The following is a 25,434-nucleotide window of genomic DNA, read 5'->3' on the forward strand; positions in this document are numbered from 1 at the left end:
TATCCTTATTTGATATATGTGAGCCAGTGCTCAAATTTAGGGTCTTTACCAGTAACGACCGCAAAATACGCTTTTTGCAATTTGCTTGTGATCTCGCCCATTTCACCCTTGCCGATAATGCGTCCGTCGATATTACTAATCGGCGTAACCTCGGCAGCTGTGCCTGTGAAAAACGCCTCATCAGCCGCATAGACTTGATCGCGCGAAATGCGTTGGCGAAGGACTTTTATGCCCAAACTCTCGGCGATTTGGATAACTGAGTTTTGAGTGATTGACTCCAAGCTAGTATCGTTTGGCGGAGTGATTAGTGCGCCGTCTTTTACGATAAACAAGCATTCCCCTGGACCTTCTGCCACAAATCCTTGTGGATCAAGTAGTAGCGCCTCATCGTATCCAGCATCGACAGCCTCGAAGTTTGCCATTTGTGAGTTGAAATAATTCGCACTCGCTTTTGCCTTAGCCATCATTGAGTGTTGAGCAGGTTTCGCCCAAGATGAAATTTTGACCTTAATGCCCGCTCTTAGGGCTTCCTCGCCCATATACGCGCCCCATTGCCATGCAGCTACTACGGTATCGACTGGGACATCTTTTAATGAAACGCCCATAGAGCCGTATCCTAGGTAGATTAGCGGGCGGATATAGACGGTTTGATCAAAGTCGTTTTTGGCTACGACATCGATTTGCGCCTGACGCAACTCATCGAAGCTATAAGGGGTTTTGATTAGGCAGAGTTTGGCTGAAACTAAAAGTCTTTTTGTGTGCTCATCAAGGCGAAAAATCGCATAACCCTTGTCTGTCTTGTAGGCTCTTACGCCCTCAAATACTGCGTTGCCATAGTGAAGCGAGTGGCTTAAAACATGCGTTGTAGCCTCAGCCCATGGGATTAGCGAGCCGTTTTTCCAAATTAAATTTGCCGGTTGAACCTTTGCCATTTTACATCCTTTTTTGAAATTTAAACCTGTGATTTTATCTAAAATTTTATAAATTTTGACTTTTCAAAATTTGGGCTTTTTTAAATTTGTTTAATCTGTCATTGCGAGCTTTCGTAGAAAGCGAAGCAATCTACGAGAATAAAATTTAAAGTGCGCAAATTCCGTGTCATTGCGAGCGAGTGTAACGAGCGAAGCAATCCAGAAAAATTTAAATTCAAAATTCAACCTAAATTTAGCATTGAACGATTTTTTGAATTTAACCTGCGCCGTGAAATTCTCTGTAAGGGGGAGGGCGCGCTTTTTAGGAGACGCTACCCTCCCCCTTACCAACCCCCACCCCTGTAAAACCTTAGAAGTGGCTAAATTTAGAAAAACTTCGTTTTTCTAAATTTAGCTGGTTTTATTTAACTGAAATGCTTCGCATTTCTTGTAATGACAAATTATACAAAATTCAAGGTCAGTATTTGGCGAAATTTAAAATTCCACAAACGAGACGCCAAGGCCGATTTTATCGACACTTTTTTTATAATCCGCTAGGCTTTCAGCGTATCCACTAAAATACCTAAAATACCCATAAAGCCCGCTGTTAAATAGCGGAAATATAAAATCAAGCTCGATTGCACCGCGATTTTGCGAGTTTAAGCGCAGATTGTTGCGCCATTTGGCCATGACTTTGTGTCGCCCGAAACTATACAAAGCGCGCAAATCCCCATAGCCCATATACTCGCTAATGTCCTTGTTGCGTTGATCTAACCCGAAAGCATACCAAAGTCTCGGCGTGATTTCAAAGCCTCCAAATCTCCATGAACTTTGCGCGTAAAGATGATTGATTGAACGCGAATCCGCCCCGTCCTTGCCGTTTGATTCGTGCAAAACGCCAAGTTTTAGCTCATCGGCAAAATCTGGCGTCAGACTCATAAAAAGCTCTGGCTTGTAGTTATTTTCCCTAAATGGCGCGCTATCAGCGGTGATTTGCCACCACGAATTTTGTGTGTAAGCAAAGGAAATTTTCTCGCCAAAGCCAAAATAATCATAGCTTATAGGCCGTTCGAAACTAAACGCAAAGTGCGCTTCGTTGGGGCTACGACCCTCTTTTTTATGATGATCGTGAGTAAAGAGAGCGTAAATTGGCTCGTAATATTTAATGCCCAGAAATTCGCTAAAATTCTGTTTTTTGCTTGGTTTTGGCGCGGAATTCAAATCTAAATTCGCTAAATTTTGCTTTTTCGGATACTGCGCCGAATTTTTGCTAGAATTTGACGCTAAATTTGGCTTTGAAATTCCGTTTGAATTTTGCGCGCCAGTGTTTGCAAGAGCTAATTTTTTATAATAAATCATAGCGTTTTTATAATCGCCCTTTGCCTCAAAATCCCTAGCTTTCGCCAAAATTTCGCCATCATCTGCGCGCAAAACGCTAAATAGCGCCAAAAATAAAATTTTAGTTTTCAACTTTTTCCAAATCGCTTTCGTAATTGATATTTAAAAACTGCGCTTTGTCTTCAAATTTTAAAATTTCACTATCGCAAGAAGTAATAAATTCGCCGATTTTATGGTTGTTTTTGCGGTAAAATTCCAGCGCACGCTCCGCCAAATCCCCGCTAAAAAATCCGCATAAATTATGCATTTTTTCGCCATCACTTGCAAGCGAAATCTCAGCCCTACTCTCCCAAAGCGCGCGAATTGCCTCTTCGCTCACAAATGGCGTATCAGCAGGCACGATAAAAACCCTTTCCCCAGCAAATCCCCTTAGTGCTGAATACAGCGCGCCCATAGGCGAAAAATCCTCAAAATCATCTTTTATCAAAGGAAGCGGGGGGCTAAATTTTTGCGATTTTGCGCAGACGAAAACCTGCGAAAAAATGCGCGAATACCTTTTAAAACAAAAATGCGTCATGCTAGGCTCGCCCAAAAATGGCTCTATCGCCTTATCTCTGCCAAAGCGAGAGCTTTTGCCGCCGCACAAAATCACGCAAATTCTAGGCTCGCCCAAGCCTATCCTTCTTGCATATATTTTGCCTTGCCAAGTGCGTTATTTCCGATGAAATGATACAGGCTTGGGGCTTGAAGTTTGGCTAGTTTTGGGTATTTTTGCCTTAGTGTTTTCCAGATATCATAGACCCTCATGCCACTTTTATACAAGCTCATAATCTCGTCGAAATGCTCATCATACAGGCTTGGTTTTTTAAGAAGTGAAATTTTGCGCCCCATATCGAGTTTGGCGTTGGTTTCTATAAACTCATGGATTTGCGCCTCTGTGATTTTAGTGAAATCCTCAGGGTATTTCTCTCTCATTACTCGCAAAATATCTTTGTCAGAAATGCCCTTGAAATGGAGCTTTTTAAGCTCAAATTTATACGCTTGCAAAAGCTCGTTTTTGCTCTTTGCGATTGCGCGAATTTTGTTTTTTTCGTCCTTACAATTCGTAGCTATGAAGTGCGTTAGCCCCGAAGCGCTCACAGATTTTTTAAACTCCGCGTCCTTCTCGCCGATATGGGCCAAAATCGCTTTGACCGTGTATCCCCTTGAAACCAGCTCCTCGATATCTTTCGCGTATGGAGTATAGTCAAATTTCGCGCGCGAAAACCCAGTTTGCGCGGTGATTTTTTTGTAAATTTTCGTATATTGCGACTTGTTAATATAATTTTTTTTCAGGGCTTTTCGAAGCTCTGCGCTAATCGCGCTAAAATCATCATACGACGCAATACTTGTAATCAAATCAGATTCATTTACGACACTGCCATCTACTACAACAATACTTACAACCTTCATACCGCCCTCCTTAAAATTTGTCCTAAAAGCCTTTTGCTTTTAAGTGAAAGATTATACTACTTTTATAGCAAATAAAGGGCAAAATTTTGGATTTTTTTAAATTTTAATAATTAAGAATTTATCTGTATAATTTCGCAAAATTTCAAATTTAAGGCAGGATTATGATAGAGGTTTGGAAGCTGACAAAACGCCATGTAGATGAGCCAGACGCTGCGCCGAAATTTAGGGATATCACCATTTTTACGAGCCTTGGGCATGGGGTTGGCACGATTGATTTTAGCGAGAAGATTTGCGAATTTAGCGAAAACGAGTGGGAAGAGATACTAAGCGCGGGCGATGAATACGCGAAATTTAAGCTAGGAAATATCGCTACGATAAATGAAATCGAAATCTTCCCAGAACACGCCATAAAACTTTTGCAAAGCCTTAAAAATTCGGCTTTGGGTGAGTTTTTAAAAGATTTAGATGAGGGTTATTTAACGCTTAGGAAAGTTTTTAGATGAAAAAAGCGATTTTATGCGTGGGAAACGAGCTTCGTGGCGATGATGGCGTAGGCGCACAGGTCGGTAAAATCGCTATGCGTGAGCTTCCGGGCTGGGAGGTATTTTTTGGCGGGGACATGCCAGAAAATGAATTTTCCAAAATCAGAGCTTACGCGCCAGAAATCTTAGTCGCTGTCGATGCAATCGGCGTGATAATGGACGAAAACGCCAAATTTGAGTGCGAATTCGTGGATTTAAGCGATGATGTGAGTTATTTTTACAGCGCACACAATATCCCAGCGTGCGTGTGGATCAAATACCTGCGCGAATTTATCCCAAAAATACTATTTTTAGGCATTAAGGTTGATTTGCTAAATTTAGGCGAATTTTCTTCCACGCTCTCGCAAACAGCCAAAACTGGCGCACTTCTTGCAATCGAAAAAATCAAAGAATTAGACAAAAATTTGCAGGATTAGGCAAGGGATTTGGAGGATTGTTCTACCAAATTCCACCCCAAATTTGGTAAAATTTCTGCGAAATTTTAAAATTTTCAAGGAAATTTTATGCAAAGACGAAGTTTTTTGAAAAATTCTGTAATTTTTGGCGCAGGCGCGATTGTGAGCGCAAATTCGCTTTTTGCAAACAAGGGAGCAAAAATGCAAAATTTAGTTCCAAATTTCACTTTAAATAACGGCAGGGAAATCCCTATTTTGGGCTATGGCACTTGGGATATTCGTGGCAAGGACGGGCTAAAAGCTATCGAAAATGCCTTAGAAGTGGGCTACCGCCACATTGACTCGGCGCAGTATTACCGCAACGAAGAGATCGTGGGCGAAGCTGTGCGAAATAGTGGCATAAAACGAGATGAGATTTTCGTAACTTCAAAGCTTCAATGGGGCGCAAATGTGGGCTTTGAGGGCGCAAAAAGAGCAGTTTATGAAAGCCTAGATGCGCTTAAATTTGATTATATTGATTTGTATCTAATCCACGCTCCTTATGGCGATATTAAGGGCATTTGGGCTGGGTTTTGTGAGCTAGTAGAAAAGGGACTAATAAAATCAATCGGCGTTAGCAATTTTAGCGTGGATTTAGTGAGAGAGCTTTGCGATGAATTTAGTGTAAAACCTGTGCTTAATCAAATCGAGCTTCACCCTTTCAAACAGCAAATTCGTGCGCAAAACGGGCTTGATAAACTAGGTGTCGCCACGCAAGCCTATTCGCCTTTTGGCTCAGGAAGTTCTAAAATTTTAAAAAATGAAACGCTTCAAAAAATTGGCGAAAAATACGGCAAAACCGCGGCGCAGGTCATTTTGCGTTGGCAAATACAAAGAAATATCATCACTATCCCAAAAACCGCGACAAAGTCCCGTATGATCGAAAATATAAGCATTTTTGATTTCAAACTTAGCGATGATGATATGAAAAAAATCGCAAATCTTGAAAAATTTTAAAGGAGAGAGTATGTTTTTTAAAAAATCAATCTTAACACTAGCCCTAACTTCGCTATTTTGCGGGGTTTGCATGGCAAATGAAACGGGGAAGAATATGCAAATTTCACAAAACGAAATCAAAAATTTAAACCAAAAAGAGCTAAATTTAACCAAAATTTCAGCGTTTTTGGCTAGTTCAAATTTGACCGAGTTAAAAAACGCTGTAAATTCTGCGCTTGATAGCGGTATAAGCGTGGCTGAGATTAAAGATTTAATGGCGCAACTTTATGCGTATTGTGGCTTTCCAAAAGCCCTAAATGGGCTTGGCGTTTTAAGCGAAACGCTTAAAGAGCGCGAAAAAATGGGCTTGAAAACCACGCAAGGCACGGAAAATAAAATCATAGAGAAAAATTTAAATAGCCTTGAAATCGGCTCTAAAACACAAACCGATTTAGTGGGCTCAAAAGTCGATTTAAGCGCACTTAGCGCAGATGTGGATTATTATTTGAAGGCGCATTTATTTGGCGATATTTTTGCGAGCGAAATTTTTTCGTGGAAGGAGCGCGAGATCATCACGGTTGCAGCATTAGCGGCGATGAGTGGCACCGAGCCACAAAGGGACGCTCACATAAAAATCGCTAAACTAAACGGCGTTACAGACGCACAAATAAATGAAATTTTAAATATTTCAAATTCGGCCAAATTTAGCAATCCTAGTGCCATGAGCAAGGACGAATTCGCCAAAATTAGCCCATTTGGCGTGGGCGAACTAAACAGCGCGTATGCGAAGTATTTCAGCGGAAACAGCTACCTAAACGCTATTTCGACCCAACAGGTCAAAATGTATAATGTGGTCTTTGAGCCGAGCTGCCGCAACAACTGGCATATCCACCACGCCAAAAGCGGTGGCGGTCAAATTTTAATCGCCACAGCAGGTCGCGGATACTACCAAGAATGGGGCAAGGAAGCGATCGAAATGAAAGCAGGTGATGTTATAAATATACCAGCTGGCGTCAAACACTGGCACGGCGCAGCAAAGGATAGCTGGTTTGCGCATATCGCCGTCGAAGTCGATGGCGTCGAGACTAGCAACGAGTGGCTAGAACCAGTAAGCGACGAGCAGTATAAAAAGCTAAAATAAGGAGCAAAAAATGGCAATTATTAATGTCGATATTCAAAAATCCTACCACATTTTAAACCACGGTGCTACGACGATAGTCTCGGCTGAATTTGATGGCGTAAAAAACGCTATGGCGGTTACTTGGGCGTGTCCGCTTGATTACGACAAAGTTACGATAGTGCCACACAATGGCTCATTTACACGCACCTTAATCGAAAAAAGCGGATATTTTGCGGTGCAAATTCCGGTTTTTACGCAAAAAGATCTACTTTTAAATTTGGGCGATGAAAACAATTCTCGCTTCGACAACCCGCATAAAATGGACGGCGTGGAGCTGTTTTATAAAGATGACTTCAAAGTCCCGCTAGTCGCAGGTTGCGCTGCGTGGATAATTTGCAAGGTTATCCCAGAGTCTCACAACGAGCAAACTTACGACCTTTTTATCGGGCAGGTTGTGGCAGCTTATGGCGACGATAGGGTTTTTGACGGCTCACATTGGCGTTTTGATGAAGTTGGCGATGAGCTAAAAACGCTTCATTATGTCGCAGGGAAAAAATTTTATCTTGACGGCAAGGGCGTGTGAAATTTAGTAAATTTAAGGAGCAAATATGTCAAAAATCCTACTAATAAACGGCAGTCCGAACAAAAACGGAAGCACAAATTTAGCATTAAGCGAAATCGCAAAAGAGCTTGAAAACAACGGCGTTCAAAGCGAAATTTTATACCTTGGCAAAAAGGCGATAAATGATTGCATTGCCTGTTTTTCTTGCGCCAAAACAGGGCGTTGTGCCATAAAAGACGATTCCATAAATGACATAATCCAAAGGCTTGACGAATTCGACGGCATAGTAGCTGGAAGCCCTGTATATTACGCTGGACCCACAGCTAGAATTCAGGCGTTTTTGACAAGGCTTTTTTTCGTGGGTGGAAATAAATTTAGCGGTAAAATCGGCGCAAGTGTCCTTATAGCTAGGCGTGGCGGGGCTAGTGCGAGTTTTGATAGGCTAAATAAATTTTTTACGATTGCAAATATGTTTTTGGCTGGTTCGCAGTATTGGAACGAAGCCCACGCCATGACGCCTGATGACCTTCCAAAGGACGAAGAGGGCTTGCAGACCATGCGAACACTAGCCAAAAATATCGCTTGGTTTGTCAAAAACAAAGAATTTGCCAAAAATGCTGTTGCTATGCCAGAATATGAAGAGCAAATTTTGACAAATTTCATTAGGTAAATGCGCAAAAATTTATCGTAGGCAAATTTTAAAATGAATAAGGCGAAATTTACAGATAAAATTCACTCAATTTTTGAGATAAAGCACGAAGAATTCAAGCTTTTGCTTTACAGCGCGTTTTTTATTTTTTCGCTTTTTTGCTCGTATGCGCTACTCCGCCCGATTCGCGACGCTCTTGGGATTCACGGCGGAAGCGACGAGCTAAAATGGCTATTTTTAGGCACTTTTGTCGCTACGATTGTTTGTTCGTTTGTGGCTATGTGGCTAAGCGGGACTATCAAACGCAAACTCTACACCGACGCCATTTTTATATTTTTTGCTCTAAATTTGCTAGGATTTTTCGTGGCTATGAGATTTATTGACGCCCAGAGCCCCGCATTTGCCACGCTTTGCAAGGTTTTTTACATTTGGGTTAGCGTTTTTAATCTCTTTGTCATAAGCTCGGCTTGGAGCGTCCTAGCAGATGTTTTTAGCAAAGAAACCAGCAAATCAATGTTTGGCATAATCAGCGCAGGAGCGAGTTTAGGCGGGATTGCAGGGGCTGGTTTGGTTAGCTTTTTGCGAGAAGTTTCGACGCAAAATTTCATATTTTTATCGGCGTTTTTGCTACTTTTTGCCTTGATTTTAAAAAATTTAATCATAAAAGAGGGGCTAAATTTGCTCCAAAACGAGAGCGAAAAAGCAAATTTCACACAAAAATTCAGCACTCCCCTACCTAGCAAAAATCCGCTTGATGGCTTTAAAATCATCTTAAAATCGCCCTATTTGCTATCTTTTGTAGGCTTTGTTTTATTGCTAACTAGCGTTAGCACATTTTTATACATGGAACAAGCTAGGATTGTGCGCGCGGTTTTTGAGACGCGTGAAGCAAGGGCGGCAGCCTTTGCGAACATCGATCTCATCGTGCAAAGCGCTAGTTTTTTTATACAAATTTTCCTAACGGCAAAAATCGCTAAATTTTTTGGCATAAAGTGGCTTTTGGCTCTGCTTGGATTTGTGATTGCGCTCGGATTTATTATGCTAAGCTTCACACACCCAGCATTTTGGGGCATTGCGCTTGTGATGAGCCTGCGCAGAATCGGCGAATACGCCCTTGTAAAACCGGCTCGCGAAATGCTTTTTGTCCCGCTTGATAGCGAGAGCAAATACAAGGTCAAAAACTTCCTTGACACGGTCGTTTATCGTGGTGGAGACGCGCTCTCATCGCAGGTCGAGGGCGTAGCACTGGCTAAATTTGGCGCGAGTGGAGTTTTGATTTTAGGCGCAATAATTTCGTTTGTATGGGGAATTTTGGGCCTAAATTTAAGTAAAAAATATGAGAAATTAAAATAAAATTTGCAGAATTAGGCAAAATTTAATGAAAGGAAAAATATGAAAAATTTAAATAAATTTTCGCTTTTTTGTGCGAGCGTGGCTGTGGCACTAAGCCTAGCAGGGTGCGCCAAACACGATACAACTCCCCAAAATTCGGGGCTGAAATTCGAAAATAGCGCGAAGCAAGAGTATATGGCAGCGCAAATGGATAAATTTTTTAACCCTGATAAAAACGCGCCAAAACCTGCGCCATTTAGTGCGCCTAGCGGTTGGGAGCACAGCGAGATTATGAGCGGTGAGCTAAAAATCGAAAAATTAGCAAATTTGAAATCAAACTCAAATTTAACCATATTGCAACTCCACGGCGGCGGTTATGTGGGTGGATTGCACGATAGATACCGAAATTTCGCCCTAAAACACGCTTCGGTTACGGGCGCGAAGGAAATTTATATGCTAAATTACCGCCTTGCGCCTAAATTTACATACCCTGCCGCACTTGAAGATGCGTTTAGCGCGTATGAATATCTGCTAAATAGTGGCGTAAAGCCCGAAAATATCGCAATCATCGGCGATAGTGCCGGAGGAAATTTAGCCCTTGCATTAAGCCTGTATCTAAAAGAAAAAAATATCGCGCAACCCCGCCTTATGGTGCTAATCTCGCCATGGACGGATATGAGTATGGCTTTGGCTTCCAAAAAAAACAACGCCAAAAAAGACGCTGTTTTGGGCGAAAAAAACAAATTTCTCTACAAAGAAATCATCGCTCCGCCAAGCTATGCGAAAAATTTCGATTTAAAAGATCCACGCCTTTCGCCATTATACGCCGATTTGAGCGACCTGCCACCAATGCTAATCCAAGTGGGCGCATACGAGCTATTAGCCGATGACGGCGTCGAACTAGCGCGCAGACTAACCAAAGCTAACGGCGAATTTAGCCTGAGCGTGTATAGCGGTATGCCACACGATTTCGCGCTTGTGATGCCAGAGCTTTGGGAGAGCGAGAATTCGTTTATCGAAATCAAAGATTTTATAAACAGATATTAAAAGGAGAGATTATGAAATACACAAATTTAGGGCAAACTGACATTAAAATTTCGCAAATTTGCCTTGGTTGCATGGGTTTTGGCAGACCAAATCCAAACTTTCTTACTTGGACTGACGCTGATGAAAAAACCTGCGAAAAGGTTGTCGCAAGGGCATTGGAGCTTGGTATAAATTATTTTGATACCGCAAATGTCTATACCAACGGCGATTCTGAGATTTATCTAGGCAAGGCGCTTCGAAATTTAGGCGTCAAAAGAGAAGATGTCGTCATCGAAACTAAGGTATTTTTCAACGAAGGCAAACTAAGCAAAACGGCAATCATGCGTGAAATCGAAGGCTCACTAAAACGCCTAAATATGGACTATGTCGATGTGTATATGATACATCGCTTCGACTACGACCACGAAATTTTTGAGACTATGAGCGCTTTGCACGAATTAGTGAAAGCCGGAAAAGTCCGAACGCTCGGGGCTAGTGCGATGTATGGCTATCAGTTTTTTAACATGCAACTATGCGCCGAGCGTGAAAATTTGACCAAATTTAGCGTTATGCAAAACCATTATAGCCTGATTTATAGGGAAGATGAGCGGGATTTGATCCCCGTGTGTAGGCAGTTTGGCACCAGTATCGCGCCGTATAGCCCGCTAGCTGGGGGACATTTAGCTCACACTTCGTGGGACGGGTATTCAAAACGCGTAGATGAAGACAAGGTTTTGCGCGTAAAATACGATGAATTTAAAGAAAGCGACCTTAAAATCATCGCTAGGATTGATGAAGTAGCGAAAAATCGTGGTGTGAGCATGGCGCAAATCGCATTAGCGTGGCACTTTGCTAAGGGTGTGGATAGCCCTGTGCTTGGAGCAATTAAAACAGAGCATTTAGATGACTGGGCTAAAAGCCTTGAAATCAGCCTTGATGATAGCGAGATCAAATACCTCGAAGAGCTGTATGTCCCACACAAAGTGGTAGGCGCTATCAACAAAGGCGGCCCAGAGCGAATCGAGCGAAAATAAAATTTGCAGGATTAGGCAAGGAATTTACTTAGGCAAAATCGCCTAAGTAAATTCATAACGCATTGTATCCACTAAACGCTAGGACTTCCACTTTGTCATTTTCAATTATTATTGATATTGCGAAATTTTGCCTTTTGACGATACCTTTAAAAAATGCACTTGTGCGTTCGCTTTGCGAATTTACGCTAAAACCTTGTGATTTTAGATAATCTAAATTTTGTGATTTTATGGTTTGTATGAGTTGTGGTTTTAGATATTTTGTGATATTTCCGTCTGAATTCGAGATTTTTTTAGCCAAAATTATTTCACCCACCAAATAGCTTGGCTCTTTAAAAGCATAATTATAAAATTTCACACTAACAAAAGGTAAGACAATGAAAACAAAAATCAAAGCAAAACCAACCATTTGCCTTTTGGTTTTTTTATCTTGTTTGAAATAAAAATACAAAGAAAAAAGGAAGAAAATAGCGCTTATTGGGTAGTATAAAATCGCAAAAAAATTACCACTCAGTTGCATAAAAACGGCATAAAAAAATGAAATCAAACATAGCAAAAGTGCCAAAAATCCAAAAAATTTACGCAAATTTAACCACATTATAAACCTTTTTTATATCCATTTTTATGAATTTAATTTCAAAATTATATAAAATTTAAGATAAATTTTTAAAACAATTAAAATTTGCAGGATTAGGCAAGGAATTTGGAGAATTGTTCTATGAATTTTACTCTCGAATTTGCTAAAATTTCATCAAATTTGCCGAAAGGATTTTTATGCAAAGAAGGGAATTTTTAAAAAATTCTGCGATCTTAGGTGGTGTGGCAATGTTTGGCGGTGCGCTAAATTTAAACGCGAATTCGCAAAATTTAAAAGGAGAAGCTATGAAATTTATCACTTTAAATGACGGCAACAAAATGCCTATTTTAGGATACGGCGTGTATCAAATCCCACAAAACGACACCCAAAGGTGCGTTGAAGACGCCATTAGCGTGGGATACCGCTCTATCGACACGGCTCAGGCATATCAAAATGAGCTTGGCGTGGGAGCGGCGGTAAATTCGGCTATTAAAGGCGGGATTAAGCGAGATGAGTTTTTTATCACGACCAAAATTTGGGTTAGCAACGCGACAGAAAGTGGCGTTTTACGCAGTTTTGAAGCTAGTATGAAAAAGTTAAATTTAGATTATCTTGATTTGCTTTTGCTCCACCAGCCATATAACGACATTTACGGAGCGTGGCGCGCGATGAGTAGGCTAAAAAACGAAGGACGCATAAAATCAATCGGCGTTAGCAATTTTTATCCTGATCGCTTAGTGGATTTCGCCATAAATAACGAAATCAAACCAGCTCTTAATCAAATCGAGCTAAATCCGTTTCATCAGCGTAAATTTGACCGCGAAATCGCCAAAAAATATGGCATAGCTGTGCAAAGCTGGGCGAGTTTTGGCGAGGGTAGAAACGATATGTTTAACAACCCAATTCTCAAAAAAATCGGCGAAAAATACGGCAAAAGCGTGGCTCAGACGATTTTGCGCTATCTTATCCAGCTTGACATTATCGTCATACCAAAAACCACTCGCAAAAATCGTATGATAGAAAATTTCAGCGTTTTTGATTTCGAGCTTAGCACAAACGATATGCAAACAATCGCCAATATGGACGAGCAAAAATCCCTTTTTAGCGAAGTTTATCACAATGACCCTGCGACGGTAGAAAGGTTAAACGGCTGGAAACTACCTGATTAAGGGGTTTTTATGCAACGAAGAAATTTTTTGAAAAATTCGCTGATTTTAGGCGTAGTTGCAAATTTGGCTTAAATTTACTAAACGCAGATGAAATCAAAAAAAGGCAAAATGATGAAAACAAGAAAATTAGGCAACATAGAAGTTTCGCCAATCGGCATTGGTTGCATGGGCTTTTCGCACGGATACGGACAAATTCCTAGCATTGATTACAGCATTGAAGCCATTAGAACCGCTTTTGAATTTGGTTGTTCGTTTTTCGATACTGCCGAAATTTACGGCGCACAACTCTACCACTACGGACACAACGAGCAAATTTTAGGAAAAGCCGTAAAAGAATTTAGAAAGAGCGTGGTTTTGGCTACAAAATTAATGTTTGACAAATCTGAAATTTCGGCCGAAGGCTCGGCGTATGCGGTTATCAAAAGGCATTTAGAAAAATCGCTTGAAAATCTGCAAACTGATTATGTTGATTTGTATTATTTACACCGCGTAAATCCTGAAATCCCCGTAGAAATCGTAGCTGAGGCTATGGGAAAATTGATTGATGAGAAATTAATTCGCGGTTGGGGACTTTCGCAAGTTGCTAAAAACACTATCCAAAAAGCACACGAAATCACGCCTGTTTCAGCCGTGCAAAATCTTTATAACATGGTCGAGCGAGATTGCGAAAGCGAAGTTTTGCCATACTGCTTAGCTAACAATATCGGCTTGGTGCCGTTTTCGCCAACAGCTAGCGGTCTGCTTTCGGGCAAATTAAACGCTAAAAGCGATTTTTCGCATAGCGATGATGTTAGGAAATTTATCCCGCAGTTGTCAAAGGAAAATATGCAAAAAAACGCTCCATTGGTAGAGCTTGTGAGTGAATTTGCCAAACGAAAAAACGCAACTCCTGCACAAATCGCCTTAGCGTGGATGTTGCACAAATATCCAAATGTCGTGCCGATTCCGGGCTCGAAAAACAAAGAGCGGATTTTAGAAAATTTAGGTGCTTGGAGTGTGGAATTAAGCGAGAGCGAATTTAGCGAACTTCAAAGCACGCTTGATAAAATCGAAATCCACTGACACAGGGGAATAGAAGAGTTTCAAGGTGGCGGTATAAAAGACTGGGGTAAAAAATAATTTTGATGAAAAGACGAGAATTTATTAAAAATACCGCTATTTTTGGCACTATGGCGGTATTTAGTGTGGCAAATTTAAGCCCAAATTTAAAAGAAAATTTAAGCAAATTTGCTAAAAATCATAAAATTTTGATTGTTTATTATACTCGCACATTAAATACAAAAATCATCGCCGAATACCTTGCTTGGCTAGTTGGCGGTGATTTATTTGCTTTGCATTATTCAGGCGGTGCGACTCTCGGCGATGATATAAAAGCGTGGCTAAATGCTAACGGGATTTTGCTAAAATAAAATTTGCAGGATTAGGCAAGGAATTTAAGGAAAAATATGAAAAAAGTTATCATCATAAACGCAAGTCCAAGGAAAAATTTCAACACGGCTGAAATTTTAAAATCTAGCAAAAAAGGCGCGCAAAGCGTGGGTGCAGAAACTGAGTTTATAAATTTAGGCGATATAGATTTTAAGGGCTGTATAAGTTGCTTTGCCTGTAAAAGAAAGGGCAAAAGTCTAGGCGGACTTTGCGCCGTAAAAGACGGAGCAAGAGAGATTTTAGAAAAAATAATTAACGCCGATGCCCTAATAATAGGCTCTCCGATTTATGATTTTTATCCGACAGGCATGTTTAGAAACCTCTTAGAGCGTATGCTTTTTGCCGGTGGGTCGTATATGCTAGATGAAAACGGACGCTATGAGCTAAATTTAAAGAAAAAAATCCCGCTTGGGTTAATCTATACGATGAACGCGACAAAGGAGCAGGTCGCGCAGTATAACATGGAAGCGATGTGGAGCGGAAACGAGCTCGGACTAAAAATGGTCTATGGGCACTGCGAGACGCTTTTGGTGTGCGATACTTACCAGTTTAAGGACTATTCGAAGTATGATTGTAATATGTTTAGCGAACCGCACAAAAAAATGGTGCGAGAAACGCAGTTTCCGATAGATTTGCAAAACGCTTTTAATCTTGGGGCGAAGTTAGCGCAGATGAATTTGGGCTAAATTTAAAAGGAAATTTATGAAAAAACTACTTTTTTTGTGTTTGAATATAATTTTTGCATTTGGAGGCGATATGAGAGTAGAATTTAGTTGTGAAAATGTCCGCGCGGTGGCTGTTTTGAGCGATACTGGCGCGGCAAAGAGTTTTTATGAAAATTTGCCATTAGAGTTAAATTTGAAAGATTACGCAGGGCGAGAAAAAATCGCGGATTTGCCTGTGCGATTAAATTTTGCCGGCGATCCCAGCTCGGACGGCAAAGTCGGCGATTTAGCCTACTTCGCGCCATGGGGCAATCTCGTGCTTTATTACAAAGCGCAACCTTTTTACGAGGGCGTCATAAATCTCGGCAAATTCGAAAGCGGATTTGATGAAATCATAAAATGCGAGAGAGTTTTAATCCAAAAAGCGGATTAAAATTTAAATTATAAATTTAATAAATTCGCCAGTTTTGGCGAATTTATTTTTGCTATTATTTTATTCGCAATATGCCAATGCAACTTGCGCAAATTTATCTTTAAATTTATACAAATCACTGATATCAGTAATTTCAATCCTTTCTTCGATTTTACTATCTGTCGGAAACATCAATATCTTGCGATTTTCAGTTGATATTAATCTGCAAATCCATTTAGTTACTTTATTGTCGTATAAAATACCAAAGTATGATTTTGTATCCTTGTAGTGGATTTTCTCAACAGGAATTTTATCGCATAAAATAGCTCTAACAATACGAAAAGCTTCTAACTCTTCCTCTGTTGTTACTATCCCGCCGTTTTCTTGAATTTCTTCTTCTATTTATGGCGGTGGAGTTTGTTGCTCGGCTTCTGCTTTTATAGCATTTTGTAATCTTTCAGTGATACTATCATCTATAAATTGTTTAAGGCTGTATTTAACAATCGAGTTAAATTGTTCCAAAACTTTTTTTGTAATTCTACCATTATATGCTCTTTTTATAAAAACAGCTAAAAATTCATCACTTGGTTCGCTCAGTTCAGTTTTTATAGCCTCTCTAATAGAATTTGAATATTTTAAAGTTGTAGCAGTGTCTAAAATTTTATCAAAATCAAAATTTTCTTTGCAAAATTTGCGTAATTCCAAAATTTGATTTTCTTTAATTTTTGTTATATTAAATGACAAAAATGGAGTTGTATCCATTTTGTTTTCCTGCTCTATATCAGAATAAAATTTATATGACTCACCATTTGTTAAAATGGCAAATTTGGCATTGCTTACATGGAAATATCGTAACAATTGACTTTCATTATTTAAATTTAATTCCGCTCCAATTTTTTTACACTCAATCAATAAAATAAGTTTTTCATCTTTAAAAATAGCATAATCAACTTTTTCACCTTGCTTTATTCCTATATCTGCGGTAAATTCTGGTATAACTTCCAATGGATTAAAAACATTATATCCCAAAGCTTGTATAAAAGGCATTATAAAAGCTGTTTTTGTTGCCTCTTCTGTTTGGATACTATCTTTCAATTTTGCTACATTGGCGCCAATTATTTTAATTTGTTCTTTTAAATCCACTTTTTCTCCTTTTTATCCCATAGGATATAGAAAAAGCATTATAGCATTGATAAATTTAAATCTCATTTAACCTATGGGATAAATATGAATAAAGAATTTAGCAATATAAACGAACAAGAAATAACAGAATTTTACAAAAAAGTATCTCAAAATGTGCGAAATTTGCGCGAAAGCAAGGGAATTTCGCAGCTTGATTTGGCTTTGGAGATCGGCATTAAATCTGTTGCATTTTATTCAAATTGCGAAAACAATCGCTATGGAAAACATTTTAATTTAGAACATATTTATAAAATTTCAAAAGCTTTAAATATCAGTATTTGCGAAATCTTAGAAGATATTATTTAAAATTTTCTTAATTACAATTTCCAATTTTTGAAAGATTACGCAGGACGAGAAAAAATCGCGGATTTGCCCGTGCGATTGAATTTTACTGGTGATCCCAGCTCGGACGGCAAAGTTGGCGATTTAGGCTATTTCTCGCCGTGGGGAAATTTAGTGCTTTACTACAAACCTCAGCCATACTACGAAGGCGTCATAAATCTCGGTAAATTCGAAAGCGGATTTGATGAAATCATAAAATGCAAAAGAGTTTTAATCCAAAAAGCGGATTAAATTAAGCCCTAAATTTCGCATTTTCTAAATTTAGCAAAAACTCTTTTTTATCCAGCCCGTGTGCGTAGCCTGTGAGTTTGTCGCCACTGCCGATAACTCGGTGGCAAGGGATAATTATCGCGATAGGATTAGCTCCCACTGCTCTACCTACGGCTCTGGCGGACATTTTTGGGATTTGTCTTTTTAGTGCGATTTTGCGCGCAATATCGCCATAAGTCATGGTCGCCCCAAAAGGAATTTGCATTAAAATTTGCCAAATTTCAAGCTGAAATTCGCTGCCAATTAGTGAAATTTTGGGTGTGAAATTTGGTAAATTTCCGCTAAAATAAATATCCAGCCAAGCACTTGTATCTTCAAAAATTTGCAAATTTTGCTCTTTAAATTCTGTGCCAAAATCGCTAAATTTGCCAAATTTAAGTGCTGTTAAATTTGCTCCGTCGCTTTGCATAAAAATCTCGCCAAGCGGTGAGCTATAATGCCAAAAATATTTCATAAGCTTTGCTTTTTTTCTAAATTTGGCAAGAAAAACGCCATGATTAGTGGCAAAACGCAAACCCCGCAAAGCGTGTATAAAACATAACTAAGTCCAAATTTATCGGCTATTAAGCCCAAAATCGGCGCAAAAATCCCGCCGATACTAACGGTCAGCCCAAATGTAACGCCAGAAGCAAGCCCAACGCGGTTTGGCAAATAACCCTGCCCAAGTGCGATAATCGGGCTATAAGAAAGAGCTAGAAAAATGCCAAGCGGTGCTAATAAAACCACAGCAAAGCCCAAATTTTGCATGGTTGCTAGCATTATCATAATCGGCAAAAGGCAAAGAAATGAGATTTTTATCATCTTTGTAAAGCCGAATTTATCGGCAAATCTGCCACCAAGAAGGGTAAAAATCGCGCTCACGCCGATATATGCGCTTAGTAGCGTGTTTGCGTAAGCCTTGCTTTGGTCAAATTCGTAGATAAAATAAAGCGCCAAAAATGTATTAAATCCGTGAAAAATGATAGAACGCCCGCAGATTAACGCCATGAGTTTATAAAATCCGCCCCAGTCATCGACGCCGTTAGTTTGGGTGTTTGTGGCTGTTTTGGGTGTAATTTCGCCAAGTCTTTTAAATTCGGCGTAAAAAAATCTATATACGATACTGACACAAATTTGCGGAATTATGAAAATCAGTGTGCCTTTTAGCCCAAACGCGCTAATAATCGCTGTCATGAAAAGCGGACCCAAAGAAAATCCCAAAATCCCACCAAATGAGAAAATGCCGATATTTTGGGCTTTGTTGTGCGCATTAGAGCATTTATTTATGGCTCTTGCGGCTTGTGGGTGAAACATCGCCACGCCAATTCCTGTGATCATCACGACCGCACAAAGCACGGCAAACGAGGGCGCAACGCCACTTAGCGCGATACCGCCACCTGCTAAAATAAGACCTAGCGGGATAATGTAAGGGGTGTTTTTCTTATCAGCGAGCGAGCCAAAAACGGGCTGGATTAGCGAACCAACGATATTTGAGACCATGACTAGGCTTGCAGCGGTTGCGTAATCGTAGTGATAGCTGGCGATTAAAAACGGCAAAATCGCCACGAGTGCGCCTTGATTTATATCGCAGCACAAATGCGAAAATGCCAAAATATAGACAAATTTGTTTTTCATTTTAAATTTAGGATTTTATATGGGAAAATCCCATATAAAATTTACATTAAAACAGGAATTTGCGTATTTTGCAAGAAAAATTTGCTCGTTCCTGAAAGCAGAATTTCCTTAATTCCAGTGTTTGAGTGAAGTCCAGCGACGATTAAATCGTATCCGCCGTTGTTTGCATAGTCTATCAAAACCTGACCTGGAATTTTGCCGTCAATGTTTAAAAGCTCGAATTTATCGACTTTCACATCGTGCAGTGCTAGATACTCGGTGATTCTGCGCTTAGTCTCTTCTGCGCTATCTTGGAGATAGTGATTGGCTGTGATGATTGTGACATTTTGCGCTTTTTTGAGCAAGTCTAACGAGTGATCGAGCGCTCTGGCACTTGCAGCCGTGCCGGTGAGAGAGACCAAAATTTTATCAGCTTTAAAGCTTTTTAGCTCTCTTGGGATTACGATACAAGGCTTGCCGCTTTTTGAAACAGCCGCCTCGAAAGTGCCCGTAATCGTGCCTGTTGGGGGCACTGAGACCACGACAAGATCGCAGTATTTAGAGTGCTTTTCAACTAGCTCAGAGCGAATTCCTACCAAATGGCGCAAGCAAGCACTATTTCCCACTCTCTCATCTTCGTGCATATCAAGACCGATTTTTTTGCACTCTGCCTCGAAAACTGCGCCGATTTCATCGCGCTCAGCCTTCATCTCCTCGTTTGCCGACTCCAAAAACTCGTCCATCAAAACCCCGCCTTTTAGCGTCATGCGGACATTATAAATCATCTTAGGATCTAGCTGGCATGCCATGATATTCATGTGTGTGCCAAAAAATTTATTCACAAGCAACGCACCACGAATTCTGCCCTCTAACTCTTCGCCGCCACCGATTGGGAAAAAAAGTTTTTTAAGCTCCATTTTGCCTCCTTTTTACACTAATTCTAGTGAAATTTTACTACCTTTTTGCTCTGTTACGCGCACTCTAACCACATCGCCCGGTTTAAATGGAGTTGTGATAAATTTCGCTCTTAAAAGCCCATCTACGCCGTCACGAAGTGAAATAAATGTGCCAAAATCTAGCGAGCTTTGCACTACGCCGTCAAATTCCTCGCCGATTTCAAATTTTACCTCTTTGCGCTCGTGCCTATCGCCTCTATCGCCACGCGGCTTGCGGAAATCTTTCGAATTTGAAACAATAGAAAGAATTCTCTCTTTTGCGCCATCGACGCCGTCTTTGTTCGCGCCTTGGATTTTAACCTCGCCTTTTTCGCGATCTAAATCAATGCTAACGCCGAATTTTTCGGTGATTTCTTTAATCGTTTTTCCACCTTGACCGATGATATCGACGATTTTGCTAGGATCGACGCTGAAAATTTCGAGTTTTGGAAGCACGGCTTCGTTGATTACGATATTTGCGTTTGCTTCCTCCATTAAATTTAATATATGCGCCCTGCCCTCTTTGGCCTGCGCTAGCGCCTCTTTTAGCACTTCTAGGCTAATTCCGCCAAGCTTGATATCCATTTGAAGCGCGGTGATTCCGTCGTTGCTACCAGCGACTTTGAAATCCATGTCCCCGTCGTGATCTTCTAAGCCCATAATGTCGGTTAAAATCGCGTGTTTTTCGCCCTCAAAGATTAGTCCCATTGCGACACCTGCGACTAGTTTTATGGTTTTTACACCAGCTGCGCGAAGCGATAGTGCGCCACCGCACACCGATGCCATTGAGCTAGATCCGTTGCTCTCTAAAATTTCGCTTACTACGCGCATTGATTGAGGCGAATTTATATCAATACTTGGAAAAATCGCTCGTTTTGCCAAATTTCCGTGTCCTAGCTCCCTGCGGCCTGGGCTTTTTAGCGGGCTTGCTTCGCCTACGCAAAATCCAGGGAAGTTGTAATTAAACATAAATTTCTCAGCTATCGGCTCTGGGCTAGTTAGGCTATCGCTAAGCTGAGCGTCGCTATCTCCACCAAGTGTGGCAACTACCAAAGCCTGTGTTTGACCGCGGGTAAAGAGGCATGAGCCGTGCGCGCGTGGCAAAATGTTTGTCTCAATGCTGATTGGGCGCACCTCATTTAGCGCGCGTCCGTCGGCTCTGCGACGCTCTTCGATGATTTGAGTGCGAATAATTTGGCGTTTGTATTTGCCAATGACATTTGTTACTACTTCTTTTTGCCACTCGTTTTGCACCGCGATTTCATCGGTTAAAATTTTATCTACGATTTTATTTAGCTCGGTTGCGCGCTCGCTTTTTGCCATTTGATTAATCGCCTCTTTTACGGCGTCTTTATAGTTTTCATCGATATATTTGGCGATATTTTCATCTTCGATTTCTGGTTTATACTCTAAATTTGCATCTGGTTTTTTAAGCGCTAAAAATGCTTCCTCGTATTTGCGTGAGCCCTCTTCGATAGCCTTAGCAGCGAAATTTATCGCCTGGGCTGTCAAATCCTCTGGTAGTTCGTTCATGCTTTGGACGCCATCTACGATTTGAGGGAGCGAGCGCATCTCAATCATCAAAAGCTCGTCGCCCACGCCAGCTACATACAGATCAAGGGCTGATTTTTTAAGGGCTGAATTTGACGGATTTAGCACAAACTCTCCGTCTATTTGGCCTACTCTGACACCGCAAACAGGGGCTTTCATAGGAATATCGCTTAGATATAGCGCCACACTTGCCGCATTTAAGCTCACGACCTGCAAATCCACCTCAGGATCTGCTGAAAGGACATAAACTACGATTTGGGTAGGATAGGCATATCCTTTTGGAAAAAGTGGGCGAAGCGATCTATCGATTATGCGACTGGTTAATGTCTCAAAATCGCCCGGTTTGGTCTCTCTTTTGATATATCCGCCAGGGATTTTTCCCACAGCATACATTTTTTCGATATATTGCACGGTTAGTGGCAAGAAATCTTCCTCTACCTGTCTATCTTCCCTAGCGACCGTAGCTAACACCACAGTATCACCCACACGCATAAGCGCAGCACCCGCTGCTTGTTTTGCGACCTTGTCTATGTCAAAAATTTCTAATTGATTATTTACATCAATCTTGCACTGCATTGTTACTCTCCTTGTTTTCGTTTTTATCAATGTTTTTTTCTTTGTGAAATGGTAGGTAAAATTCGCAATTATTTAAAATTTGCATAATATCCTCGGCTTTTTCCTCTTTTTTCTCTTTGTAATAAAAATCCACATTTACAAAATCTTTTATTTTATGCACGGCGTATAGCCCATCTACCGCGGCTTCTATCTCTTCGGCATTATCAGTGCTAATAACCGGCGTAGCATAAAAAATCGTCTTTGCATTTAGTTTGATTAGGGTTTTTATACATGTCATCGTCGTAAGCCCACTCTCGCAACCCTCATCGACCAAGATTACATTTTTTCTAGCCAAATCAGGCAAGAGCGCGCCCTTGCGAAATTTATAGACATTTTTTAAAATTTTTTCCTCATATTTGCGGTTAGCCTGCCCATAAATATAATCCAAACTTATCCCAAAGCTTTTGACAAGCTCATCTATGAAAACTATCTCTTGCGTTTCGCTCACACAGGCTATCACACACTCTGGATTATTTGGCGCATAAATCATCTCGCTAAATAAAAATTCATAGCTTAAATTTAGCTTTTCAGATAGTCTTTTTACCAAATAAATCGATGATAACGACTGGGCTATGATTAGGAAATTTTCGTTTTTTACCGCGTTTGAAGGCAAAATTTCAGCTAGCTTTTCGGCTGCTTCTACTTCGTTTTCAAACATCAATTCCGCTCTTGGTATCATTGCACTTCACCATACTCGGTATCAACCGAAAAATCATATCCAACCCCGCCAAATGGGTAGAAATTTACGAAAAAGTAAAATCCATGCTCTTTTTTAGCCTTGGTGTAATCAGCATTGCTCGTGTTTTTTGGCTCGATGTCTTCTTGATAGACGAAAGAGTAGTTCCAGCACTTTCTCGTATGCGTGATACCTAGCCTCCACATTTTTGAATACGACCTAGCCAAATCATACTCCCAGCGCCCGAAAATTTTGTTATTTCCCGGCAAATTCGCGCTTAAATTTGCGATTGTGTAGTTGTCTTTTTTATACCTTTTTTCGTTTTCGTCGCCGAATTGATCGTAGGTATAAGCATGGCTTATGCTCGCGCTAAAATCAGAATTCGAGTAGTTTGCGTAGGTTTGAACCTTGCTAAAACTATCGTATTTGTGCGAGTATGTGAAACGATTCCCCAAATTTAGCCCATTTGCGAAATAAATATCAAATCTATGGTCGAAATTTCCCAGCTCTTCATCGTCAAAATCATAGCTTTGTTTAGCCGAGTGGCGGATAAATTTGCGCCCATTTTCATCGTAAAAATACTGCGTCATGCCAAGGGCGATATTTTCGTGCGTGTATTCTTCGCCAAGCTCGCCAAGGAAATTATCCTCCCAATACAGCGAATCTTGTAACCTTGCCAAGCGGGATTTGCGTAAATTTCCATTTTTTTCATCGTATTCGTATTGGTGAGATTTTAAAATTCTCTTATCAATCTCGCCCTTTTGCCAGCCAGGAATCCTTAAATCAGCCCTCCAAGTCATAGTATGATAAAAGCTCTCATACGCCTTGGCTAAATCCGTAAATGCTGAAAATTCGGTGTATTGATTGGCGTAAAATGTGCTTTTATCGGCTTCTAGCTCGCCATTTGCATAGTAGTATTTATCGCTCCAATCTATATGCGTCATATACACACGCTCGCTCACGCTAAGTCCCAAATAATCGCCCAAAAATCTATCGCTATAACCAAGCGGAATATCAAGCTCATATTGGCGCGCGGTAACGCCTTCTTGGCGGGTGAAATTTCGCGCCTTTAAATCCACAGAGTAGAGCAAATTTGGCACAAAGATATCATCGATAAATTTATGATATTGCGCAGTCGGTAGCTCTTGAACCGTATCGCGGTTTTGGAAGACGCTATCTTGGTTGAGCTTGCTAGTGTCGATATAATACCTGCCATAAAGCCCGAAATAATGGTCATCTGTCGTCAAATAATAATTTAGCTTAGAGGTTACTAGCGCGTTATCGTCCTCATCGACGCCGCCTTTGCTCTTTAAATCATAGTATTCAAGGTCGTTTAATTTCGTAAAGTCAATCCATAAATTTTCTTTGAAATTTCCGTCGATTAGGTATCCAGCTAGCTTGCTTCTATCGTATTCGATCTCGTATCCGTGGTGTTTTTCGTTTTTATACTCTAAGCGTTCTTGGGCGCGGGTGAAATTATCAAACACGCCGCCACGAATTTCGCCCCTTGAATACGGCGAATCCGCAAACCTAAATGTCCCATACACACCAAAACCACGGCGCGAACGAACCTGTGGATCTAACTGCAAATCCCAGCTATCATACGGCGCGAAATAAATCGGCTGTTTATAATACACGCCCTCATCGCCGATATATCCGCCCTCTGGTGGCAAGAGACCGGTTCTGCGGGTAGTATCAGTAGGCACGCCAAAATACGGCAGATAAAACACAGGCACATCGCCGATATAAAATCTAGGGTTGAAAAGGTGCAAGAATTTGCTCTCTTTATTTAGCTTGCCACTGCTAAATTTGATTTTCCAGTCTGGATCATTGACATTACAGCTAGATATCACAGAGCCCTTGACACGGTAATACTCGCTATCACTGCAACTCTCATCATTTTGCATCCAAAGCTCAGCGTCTTTATCCATCATAAAGGTCGCTTTGCCCTCTTGGGTATTGTTTTTCAAATCGATTTTAATGTATTCGGCTCTGGTGGTTTCGTTATCCCCACGCATAGCATTTACATTGCCAAAAAGCTCGATTATTTCGTTTTTTTCATCATAAGTGGCGCGATCGGCTGTAAGAAAATAGTCCTGTGAATACACAGTTACATTGCCTCTGGCTATGGTTAAAAAGCCGTTTCGCTCGACATTATCGGCGATTAACTCGACATTTTGCACCTTTGCGTTAAGCAAATTTGCCACTAATGCACCAAATGTTAATATTAAAATTTTACTTTTTTTCAATTTCTACCACCAAGGTTTTTGCTGCCAAATCCTGCAAACTCTGACGAAATTTCGTCCAAAATGCAAACAAAAATCCAATATAAAATGCTGTTTCACTAACAAGCCTAACGCCCGATCTAAACGCGCAAACGCCAAAGCTAAGCCTCTCGTTTTCGTCCCTTGCACTGATGACTTTTATTTTTAGGGCTAGTTTTCCCAAAGTCGCGCCATAAAAATATACAAATATCGCGTGATATAAAAATTTCACCATTACTAAATAGGGCAAATACGGCGCGATTGCGTTATTTAGCGCCATTGGGTCGCTTCCACTCATCTGTGAGGCCGCAAGCAAGGGCTCGGAAGCCACGCTAATGAGCATAAAGGTAAAAAGCACGCCCATAATCACCTCATCTAAAATAAAGGCGAAAATTCTCTTAGGAAGACTAGCAATCACCTAC

The 25,434-nt window shown here is 40.6% G+C and carries 29 protein-coding genes; 16 read left to right on the forward strand and 13 right to left on the reverse strand.

The annotated features are described in order from the left end of the window. Nucleotides 1–5: 5 nt before the first annotated feature. The 4 genes from OFO01_RS02030 to OFO01_RS02045 form a co-directional block, all read right to left on the reverse strand. Nucleotides 6–932 carry a branched-chain amino acid transaminase gene (locus OFO01_RS02030; RefSeq protein ID WP_270858518.1) on the reverse strand — a complete coding sequence of 309 codons (927 nt, stop codon included), beginning with the start codon at nucleotides 930–932 and terminating at the stop codon, nucleotides 6–8. 474 nt (nucleotides 933–1,406) lie between these two features. Beyond that, a complete protein-coding gene (locus OFO01_RS02035; protein ID WP_270858519.1) occupies nucleotides 1,407–2,381 on the reverse strand; it encodes a phospholipase A in 975 nt (324 codons plus the stop codon). Continuing rightward, a complete protein-coding gene (gene mobA / locus OFO01_RS02040) occupies nucleotides 2,371–2,922 on the reverse strand; it encodes a molybdenum cofactor guanylyltransferase (RefSeq protein ID WP_270858520.1) in 552 nt (183 codons plus the stop codon). The genes OFO01_RS02035 and mobA overlap by 11 nt, the downstream gene beginning before the upstream one ends. A gap of 2 nt (nucleotides 2,923–2,924) precedes the next feature. After that, nucleotides 2,925–3,701: a hypothetical protein gene (locus OFO01_RS02045; protein ID WP_270858521.1), complete on the reverse strand. Its 777-nt coding sequence runs from the start codon at nucleotides 3,699–3,701 to the stop codon at nucleotides 2,925–2,927. A 161-nt stretch (nucleotides 3,702–3,862) separates the two neighbouring features. Here OFO01_RS02045 and OFO01_RS02050 point away from each other — a divergent pair, with 161 nt between their 5' ends. The 9 genes from OFO01_RS02050 to OFO01_RS02090 all read left to right on the forward strand — a co-directional run bounded on the left by OFO01_RS02050 (nucleotide 3,863) and on the right by OFO01_RS02090 (nucleotide 11,336). Then, nucleotides 3,863–4,204 carry a formate hydrogenlyase maturation HycH family protein gene (locus tag OFO01_RS02050; protein ID WP_270858522.1) on the forward strand — a complete coding sequence of 114 codons (342 nt, stop codon included), beginning with the start codon at nucleotides 3,863–3,865 and terminating at the stop codon, nucleotides 4,202–4,204. Continuing rightward, nucleotides 4,201–4,659: a hydrogenase maturation protease gene (locus tag OFO01_RS02055; RefSeq protein ID WP_270858523.1), complete on the forward strand. Its 459-nt coding sequence runs from the start codon at nucleotides 4,201–4,203 to the stop codon at nucleotides 4,657–4,659. The genes OFO01_RS02050 and OFO01_RS02055 overlap by 4 nt, the downstream gene beginning before the upstream one ends. An 87-nt stretch (nucleotides 4,660–4,746) precedes the next feature. Then, on the forward strand, nucleotides 4,747–5,634 hold the full coding sequence (locus tag OFO01_RS02060; RefSeq protein WP_270858524.1) for an aldo/keto reductase: 888 nt from the start codon (nucleotides 4,747–4,749) through the stop codon (nucleotides 5,632–5,634). Between the two features lie 10 nt (nucleotides 5,635–5,644). After that, complete coding sequence (locus OFO01_RS02065; RefSeq protein WP_270858525.1) at nucleotides 5,645–6,754, forward strand: carboxymuconolactone decarboxylase family protein; 1,110 nt, start codon at nucleotides 5,645–5,647, stop codon at nucleotides 6,752–6,754. Nucleotides 6,755–6,764: 10 nt separating this feature from the next. Then, complete coding sequence (locus OFO01_RS02070) at nucleotides 6,765–7,316, forward strand: flavin reductase family protein (protein WP_270858526.1); 552 nt, start codon at nucleotides 6,765–6,767, stop codon at nucleotides 7,314–7,316. 25 nt (nucleotides 7,317–7,341) lie between these two features. Further along, on the forward strand, nucleotides 7,342–7,965 hold the full coding sequence (locus OFO01_RS02075) for a flavodoxin family protein (RefSeq protein ID WP_270858527.1): 624 nt from the start codon (nucleotides 7,342–7,344) through the stop codon (nucleotides 7,963–7,965). Between the two features lie 33 nt (nucleotides 7,966–7,998). After that, entirely contained in the window at nucleotides 7,999–9,297 is a 1,299-nt protein-coding gene (locus OFO01_RS02080; RefSeq protein ID WP_270858528.1) for an NTP/NDP exchange transporter, read from the forward strand. A gap of 39 nt (nucleotides 9,298–9,336) precedes the next feature. Continuing rightward, on the forward strand, nucleotides 9,337–10,323 hold the full coding sequence (locus OFO01_RS02085; protein ID WP_270858529.1) for an alpha/beta hydrolase: 987 nt from the start codon (nucleotides 9,337–9,339) through the stop codon (nucleotides 10,321–10,323). Between the two features lie 11 nt (nucleotides 10,324–10,334). Next, a complete protein-coding gene (locus tag OFO01_RS02090; RefSeq protein WP_270858530.1) occupies nucleotides 10,335–11,336 on the forward strand; it encodes an aldo/keto reductase in 1,002 nt (333 codons plus the stop codon). 52 nt (nucleotides 11,337–11,388) lie between these two features. Here OFO01_RS02090 and OFO01_RS02095 read toward each other — a convergent pair whose 3' ends face one another. After that, nucleotides 11,389–11,931 carry a hypothetical protein gene (locus OFO01_RS02095; RefSeq protein WP_270875515.1) on the reverse strand — a complete coding sequence of 181 codons (543 nt, stop codon included), beginning with the start codon at nucleotides 11,929–11,931 and terminating at the stop codon, nucleotides 11,389–11,391. Nucleotides 11,932–12,107: 176 nt separating this feature from the next. Between OFO01_RS02095 and OFO01_RS02100 the strand changes: the two genes are divergently transcribed. The 5 genes from OFO01_RS02100 to OFO01_RS02120 all read left to right on the forward strand — a co-directional run bounded on the left by OFO01_RS02100 (nucleotide 12,108) and on the right by OFO01_RS02120 (nucleotide 15,605). After that, nucleotides 12,108–13,079, forward strand: coding sequence for an aldo/keto reductase (locus OFO01_RS02100; RefSeq protein ID WP_333720416.1), 972 nt, complete (start codon nucleotides 12,108–12,110; stop codon nucleotides 13,077–13,079). Nucleotides 13,080–13,190: 111 nt separating this feature from the next. Further along, entirely contained in the window at nucleotides 13,191–14,141 is a 951-nt protein-coding gene (locus OFO01_RS02105) for an aldo/keto reductase (protein ID WP_270858532.1), read from the forward strand. A 62-nt stretch (nucleotides 14,142–14,203) separates the two neighbouring features. Further along, the gene (locus OFO01_RS02110; protein ID WP_270858533.1) at nucleotides 14,204–14,488 is read left to right on the forward strand and encodes a hypothetical protein; all 285 of its coding nucleotides are present in this window, start codon (nucleotides 14,204–14,206) and stop codon (nucleotides 14,486–14,488) included. A gap of 36 nt (nucleotides 14,489–14,524) precedes the next feature. Next, the gene (locus OFO01_RS02115; protein WP_270858534.1) at nucleotides 14,525–15,193 is read left to right on the forward strand and encodes a flavodoxin family protein; all 669 of its coding nucleotides are present in this window, start codon (nucleotides 14,525–14,527) and stop codon (nucleotides 15,191–15,193) included. Between the two features lie 16 nt (nucleotides 15,194–15,209). Further along, nucleotides 15,210–15,605, forward strand: coding sequence for a cyclophilin-like fold protein (locus OFO01_RS02120; protein WP_270858535.1), 396 nt, complete (start codon nucleotides 15,210–15,212; stop codon nucleotides 15,603–15,605). A gap of 381 nt (nucleotides 15,606–15,986) precedes the next feature. Here the strand turns inward: OFO01_RS02120 and OFO01_RS02125 are convergent, their stop codons facing one another. Continuing rightward, entirely contained in the window at nucleotides 15,987–16,727 is a 741-nt protein-coding gene (locus OFO01_RS02125; protein ID WP_270858536.1) for a type I restriction endonuclease, read from the reverse strand. Between the two features lie 84 nt (nucleotides 16,728–16,811). Here OFO01_RS02125 and OFO01_RS02130 point away from each other — a divergent pair, with 84 nt between their 5' ends. After that, nucleotides 16,812–17,072, forward strand: a complete 261-nt coding sequence (locus tag OFO01_RS02130) for a helix-turn-helix domain-containing protein (protein WP_270858537.1) — start codon at nucleotides 16,812–16,814, stop codon at nucleotides 17,070–17,072. Nucleotides 17,073–17,099: 27 nt separating this feature from the next. Continuing rightward, nucleotides 17,100–17,339 carry a cyclophilin-like fold protein gene (locus tag OFO01_RS02135; RefSeq protein ID WP_270858538.1) on the forward strand — a complete coding sequence of 80 codons (240 nt, stop codon included), beginning with the start codon at nucleotides 17,100–17,102 and terminating at the stop codon, nucleotides 17,337–17,339. 1 nt (nucleotide 17,340) lies between these two features. Here OFO01_RS02135 and OFO01_RS02140 read toward each other — a convergent pair whose 3' ends face one another. Genes OFO01_RS02140 through OFO01_RS02170 form a run of 7 tightly spaced genes read right to left on the reverse strand, consistent with a single transcriptional unit; the run spans nucleotide 17,341 to nucleotide 25,430 of the window. Further along, nucleotides 17,341–17,832, reverse strand: coding sequence for a methylated-DNA--[protein]-cysteine S-methyltransferase (locus OFO01_RS02140; RefSeq protein WP_270858539.1), 492 nt, complete (start codon nucleotides 17,830–17,832; stop codon nucleotides 17,341–17,343). Beyond that, nucleotides 17,829–18,992, reverse strand: a complete 1,164-nt coding sequence (locus OFO01_RS02145; RefSeq protein ID WP_270858540.1) for an MFS transporter — start codon at nucleotides 18,990–18,992, stop codon at nucleotides 17,829–17,831. Before OFO01_RS02145 ends, OFO01_RS02140 begins: the two co-directional genes overlap by 4 nt. Nucleotides 18,993–19,033: 41 nt before the next feature. Next, complete coding sequence (locus OFO01_RS02150) at nucleotides 19,034–19,888, reverse strand: universal stress protein (protein WP_270858541.1); 855 nt, start codon at nucleotides 19,886–19,888, stop codon at nucleotides 19,034–19,036. Nucleotides 19,889–19,900: 12 nt separating this feature from the next. Continuing rightward, nucleotides 19,901–22,033 carry a polyribonucleotide nucleotidyltransferase gene (locus tag OFO01_RS02155; RefSeq protein ID WP_270858542.1) on the reverse strand — a complete coding sequence of 711 codons (2,133 nt, stop codon included), beginning with the start codon at nucleotides 22,031–22,033 and terminating at the stop codon, nucleotides 19,901–19,903. Continuing rightward, nucleotides 22,017–22,751: a phosphoribosyltransferase family protein gene (locus OFO01_RS02160; RefSeq protein WP_270858543.1), complete on the reverse strand. Its 735-nt coding sequence runs from the start codon at nucleotides 22,749–22,751 to the stop codon at nucleotides 22,017–22,019. Before OFO01_RS02160 ends, OFO01_RS02155 begins: the two co-directional genes overlap by 17 nt. Further along, a complete protein-coding gene (locus tag OFO01_RS02165; protein ID WP_270858544.1) occupies nucleotides 22,748–24,955 on the reverse strand; it encodes an LPS-assembly protein LptD in 2,208 nt (735 codons plus the stop codon). Before OFO01_RS02165 ends, OFO01_RS02160 begins: the two co-directional genes overlap by 4 nt. 28 nt (nucleotides 24,956–24,983) lie before the next feature. Continuing rightward, a complete protein-coding gene (locus tag OFO01_RS02170; protein WP_270858545.1) occupies nucleotides 24,984–25,430 on the reverse strand; it encodes an RDD family protein in 447 nt (148 codons plus the stop codon). Between the last annotated feature and the right edge of the window lie 4 nt (nucleotides 25,431–25,434).

Source organism: Campylobacter sp. JMF_01 NE2 (assembly GCF_027737365.1).
Lineage (GTDB): Bacteria > Campylobacterota > Campylobacteria > Campylobacterales > Campylobacteraceae > Campylobacter_B.

Excerpts from the sequence above, each read along its gene's own strand:
- OFO01_RS02045 (WP_270858521.1), bottom strand. The coding sequence starts at position 3,701 with ATGAAGGTTGTAAGTATTGTTGTAGTAGATGGCAGTGTCGTAAATGAA.
- OFO01_RS02075 (WP_270858527.1), top strand. The coding sequence starts at position 7,342 with ATGTCAAAAATCCTACTAATAAACGGCAGTCCGAACAAAAACGGAAGC.
- OFO01_RS02145 (WP_270858540.1), bottom strand. The coding sequence starts at position 18,992 with ATGAAAAACAAATTTGTCTATATTTTGGCATTTTCGCATTTGTGCTGC.
- OFO01_RS02070 (WP_270858526.1), top strand. The coding sequence starts at position 6,765 with ATGGCAATTATTAATGTCGATATTCAAAAATCCTACCACATTTTAAAC.
- OFO01_RS02095 (WP_270875515.1), bottom strand. The coding sequence starts at position 11,931 with ATGTGGTTAAATTTGCGTAAATTTTTTGGATTTTTGGCACTTTTGCTA.
- OFO01_RS02030 (WP_270858518.1), bottom strand. The coding sequence starts at position 932 with ATGGCAAAGGTTCAACCGGCAAATTTAATTTGGAAAAACGGCTCGCTA.
- OFO01_RS02100 (WP_333720416.1), top strand. The coding sequence starts at position 12,108 with ATGCAAAGAAGGGAATTTTTAAAAAATTCTGCGATCTTAGGTGGTGTG.
- OFO01_RS02105 (WP_270858532.1), top strand. The coding sequence starts at position 13,191 with ATGAAAACAAGAAAATTAGGCAACATAGAAGTTTCGCCAATCGGCATT.
- OFO01_RS02050 (WP_270858522.1), top strand. The coding sequence starts at position 3,863 with ATGATAGAGGTTTGGAAGCTGACAAAACGCCATGTAGATGAGCCAGAC.
- OFO01_RS02065 (WP_270858525.1), top strand. The coding sequence starts at position 5,645 with ATGTTTTTTAAAAAATCAATCTTAACACTAGCCCTAACTTCGCTATTT.
- OFO01_RS02140 (WP_270858539.1), bottom strand. The coding sequence starts at position 17,832 with ATGAAATATTTTTGGCATTATAGCTCACCGCTTGGCGAGATTTTTATG.
- OFO01_RS02080 (WP_270858528.1), top strand. The coding sequence starts at position 7,999 with ATGAATAAGGCGAAATTTACAGATAAAATTCACTCAATTTTTGAGATA.
- OFO01_RS02150 (WP_270858541.1), bottom strand. The coding sequence starts at position 19,888 with ATGGAGCTTAAAAAACTTTTTTTCCCAATCGGTGGCGGCGAAGAGTTA.
- OFO01_RS02130 (WP_270858537.1), top strand. The coding sequence starts at position 16,812 with ATGAATAAAGAATTTAGCAATATAAACGAACAAGAAATAACAGAATTT.
- OFO01_RS02110 (WP_270858533.1), top strand. The coding sequence starts at position 14,204 with ATGAAAAGACGAGAATTTATTAAAAATACCGCTATTTTTGGCACTATG.
- OFO01_RS02090 (WP_270858530.1), top strand. The coding sequence starts at position 10,335 with ATGAAATACACAAATTTAGGGCAAACTGACATTAAAATTTCGCAAATT.
- OFO01_RS02160 (WP_270858543.1), bottom strand. The coding sequence starts at position 22,751 with ATGATACCAAGAGCGGAATTGATGTTTGAAAACGAAGTAGAAGCAGCC.
- OFO01_RS02120 (WP_270858535.1), top strand. The coding sequence starts at position 15,210 with ATGAAAAAACTACTTTTTTTGTGTTTGAATATAATTTTTGCATTTGGA.
- OFO01_RS02060 (WP_270858524.1), top strand. The coding sequence starts at position 4,747 with ATGCAAAGACGAAGTTTTTTGAAAAATTCTGTAATTTTTGGCGCAGGC.
- OFO01_RS02085 (WP_270858529.1), top strand. The coding sequence starts at position 9,337 with ATGAAAAATTTAAATAAATTTTCGCTTTTTTGTGCGAGCGTGGCTGTG.
- OFO01_RS02155 (WP_270858542.1), bottom strand. The coding sequence starts at position 22,033 with ATGCAGTGCAAGATTGATGTAAATAATCAATTAGAAATTTTTGACATA.
- OFO01_RS02055 (WP_270858523.1), top strand. The coding sequence starts at position 4,201 with ATGAAAAAAGCGATTTTATGCGTGGGAAACGAGCTTCGTGGCGATGAT.
- OFO01_RS02115 (WP_270858534.1), top strand. The coding sequence starts at position 14,525 with ATGAAAAAAGTTATCATCATAAACGCAAGTCCAAGGAAAAATTTCAAC.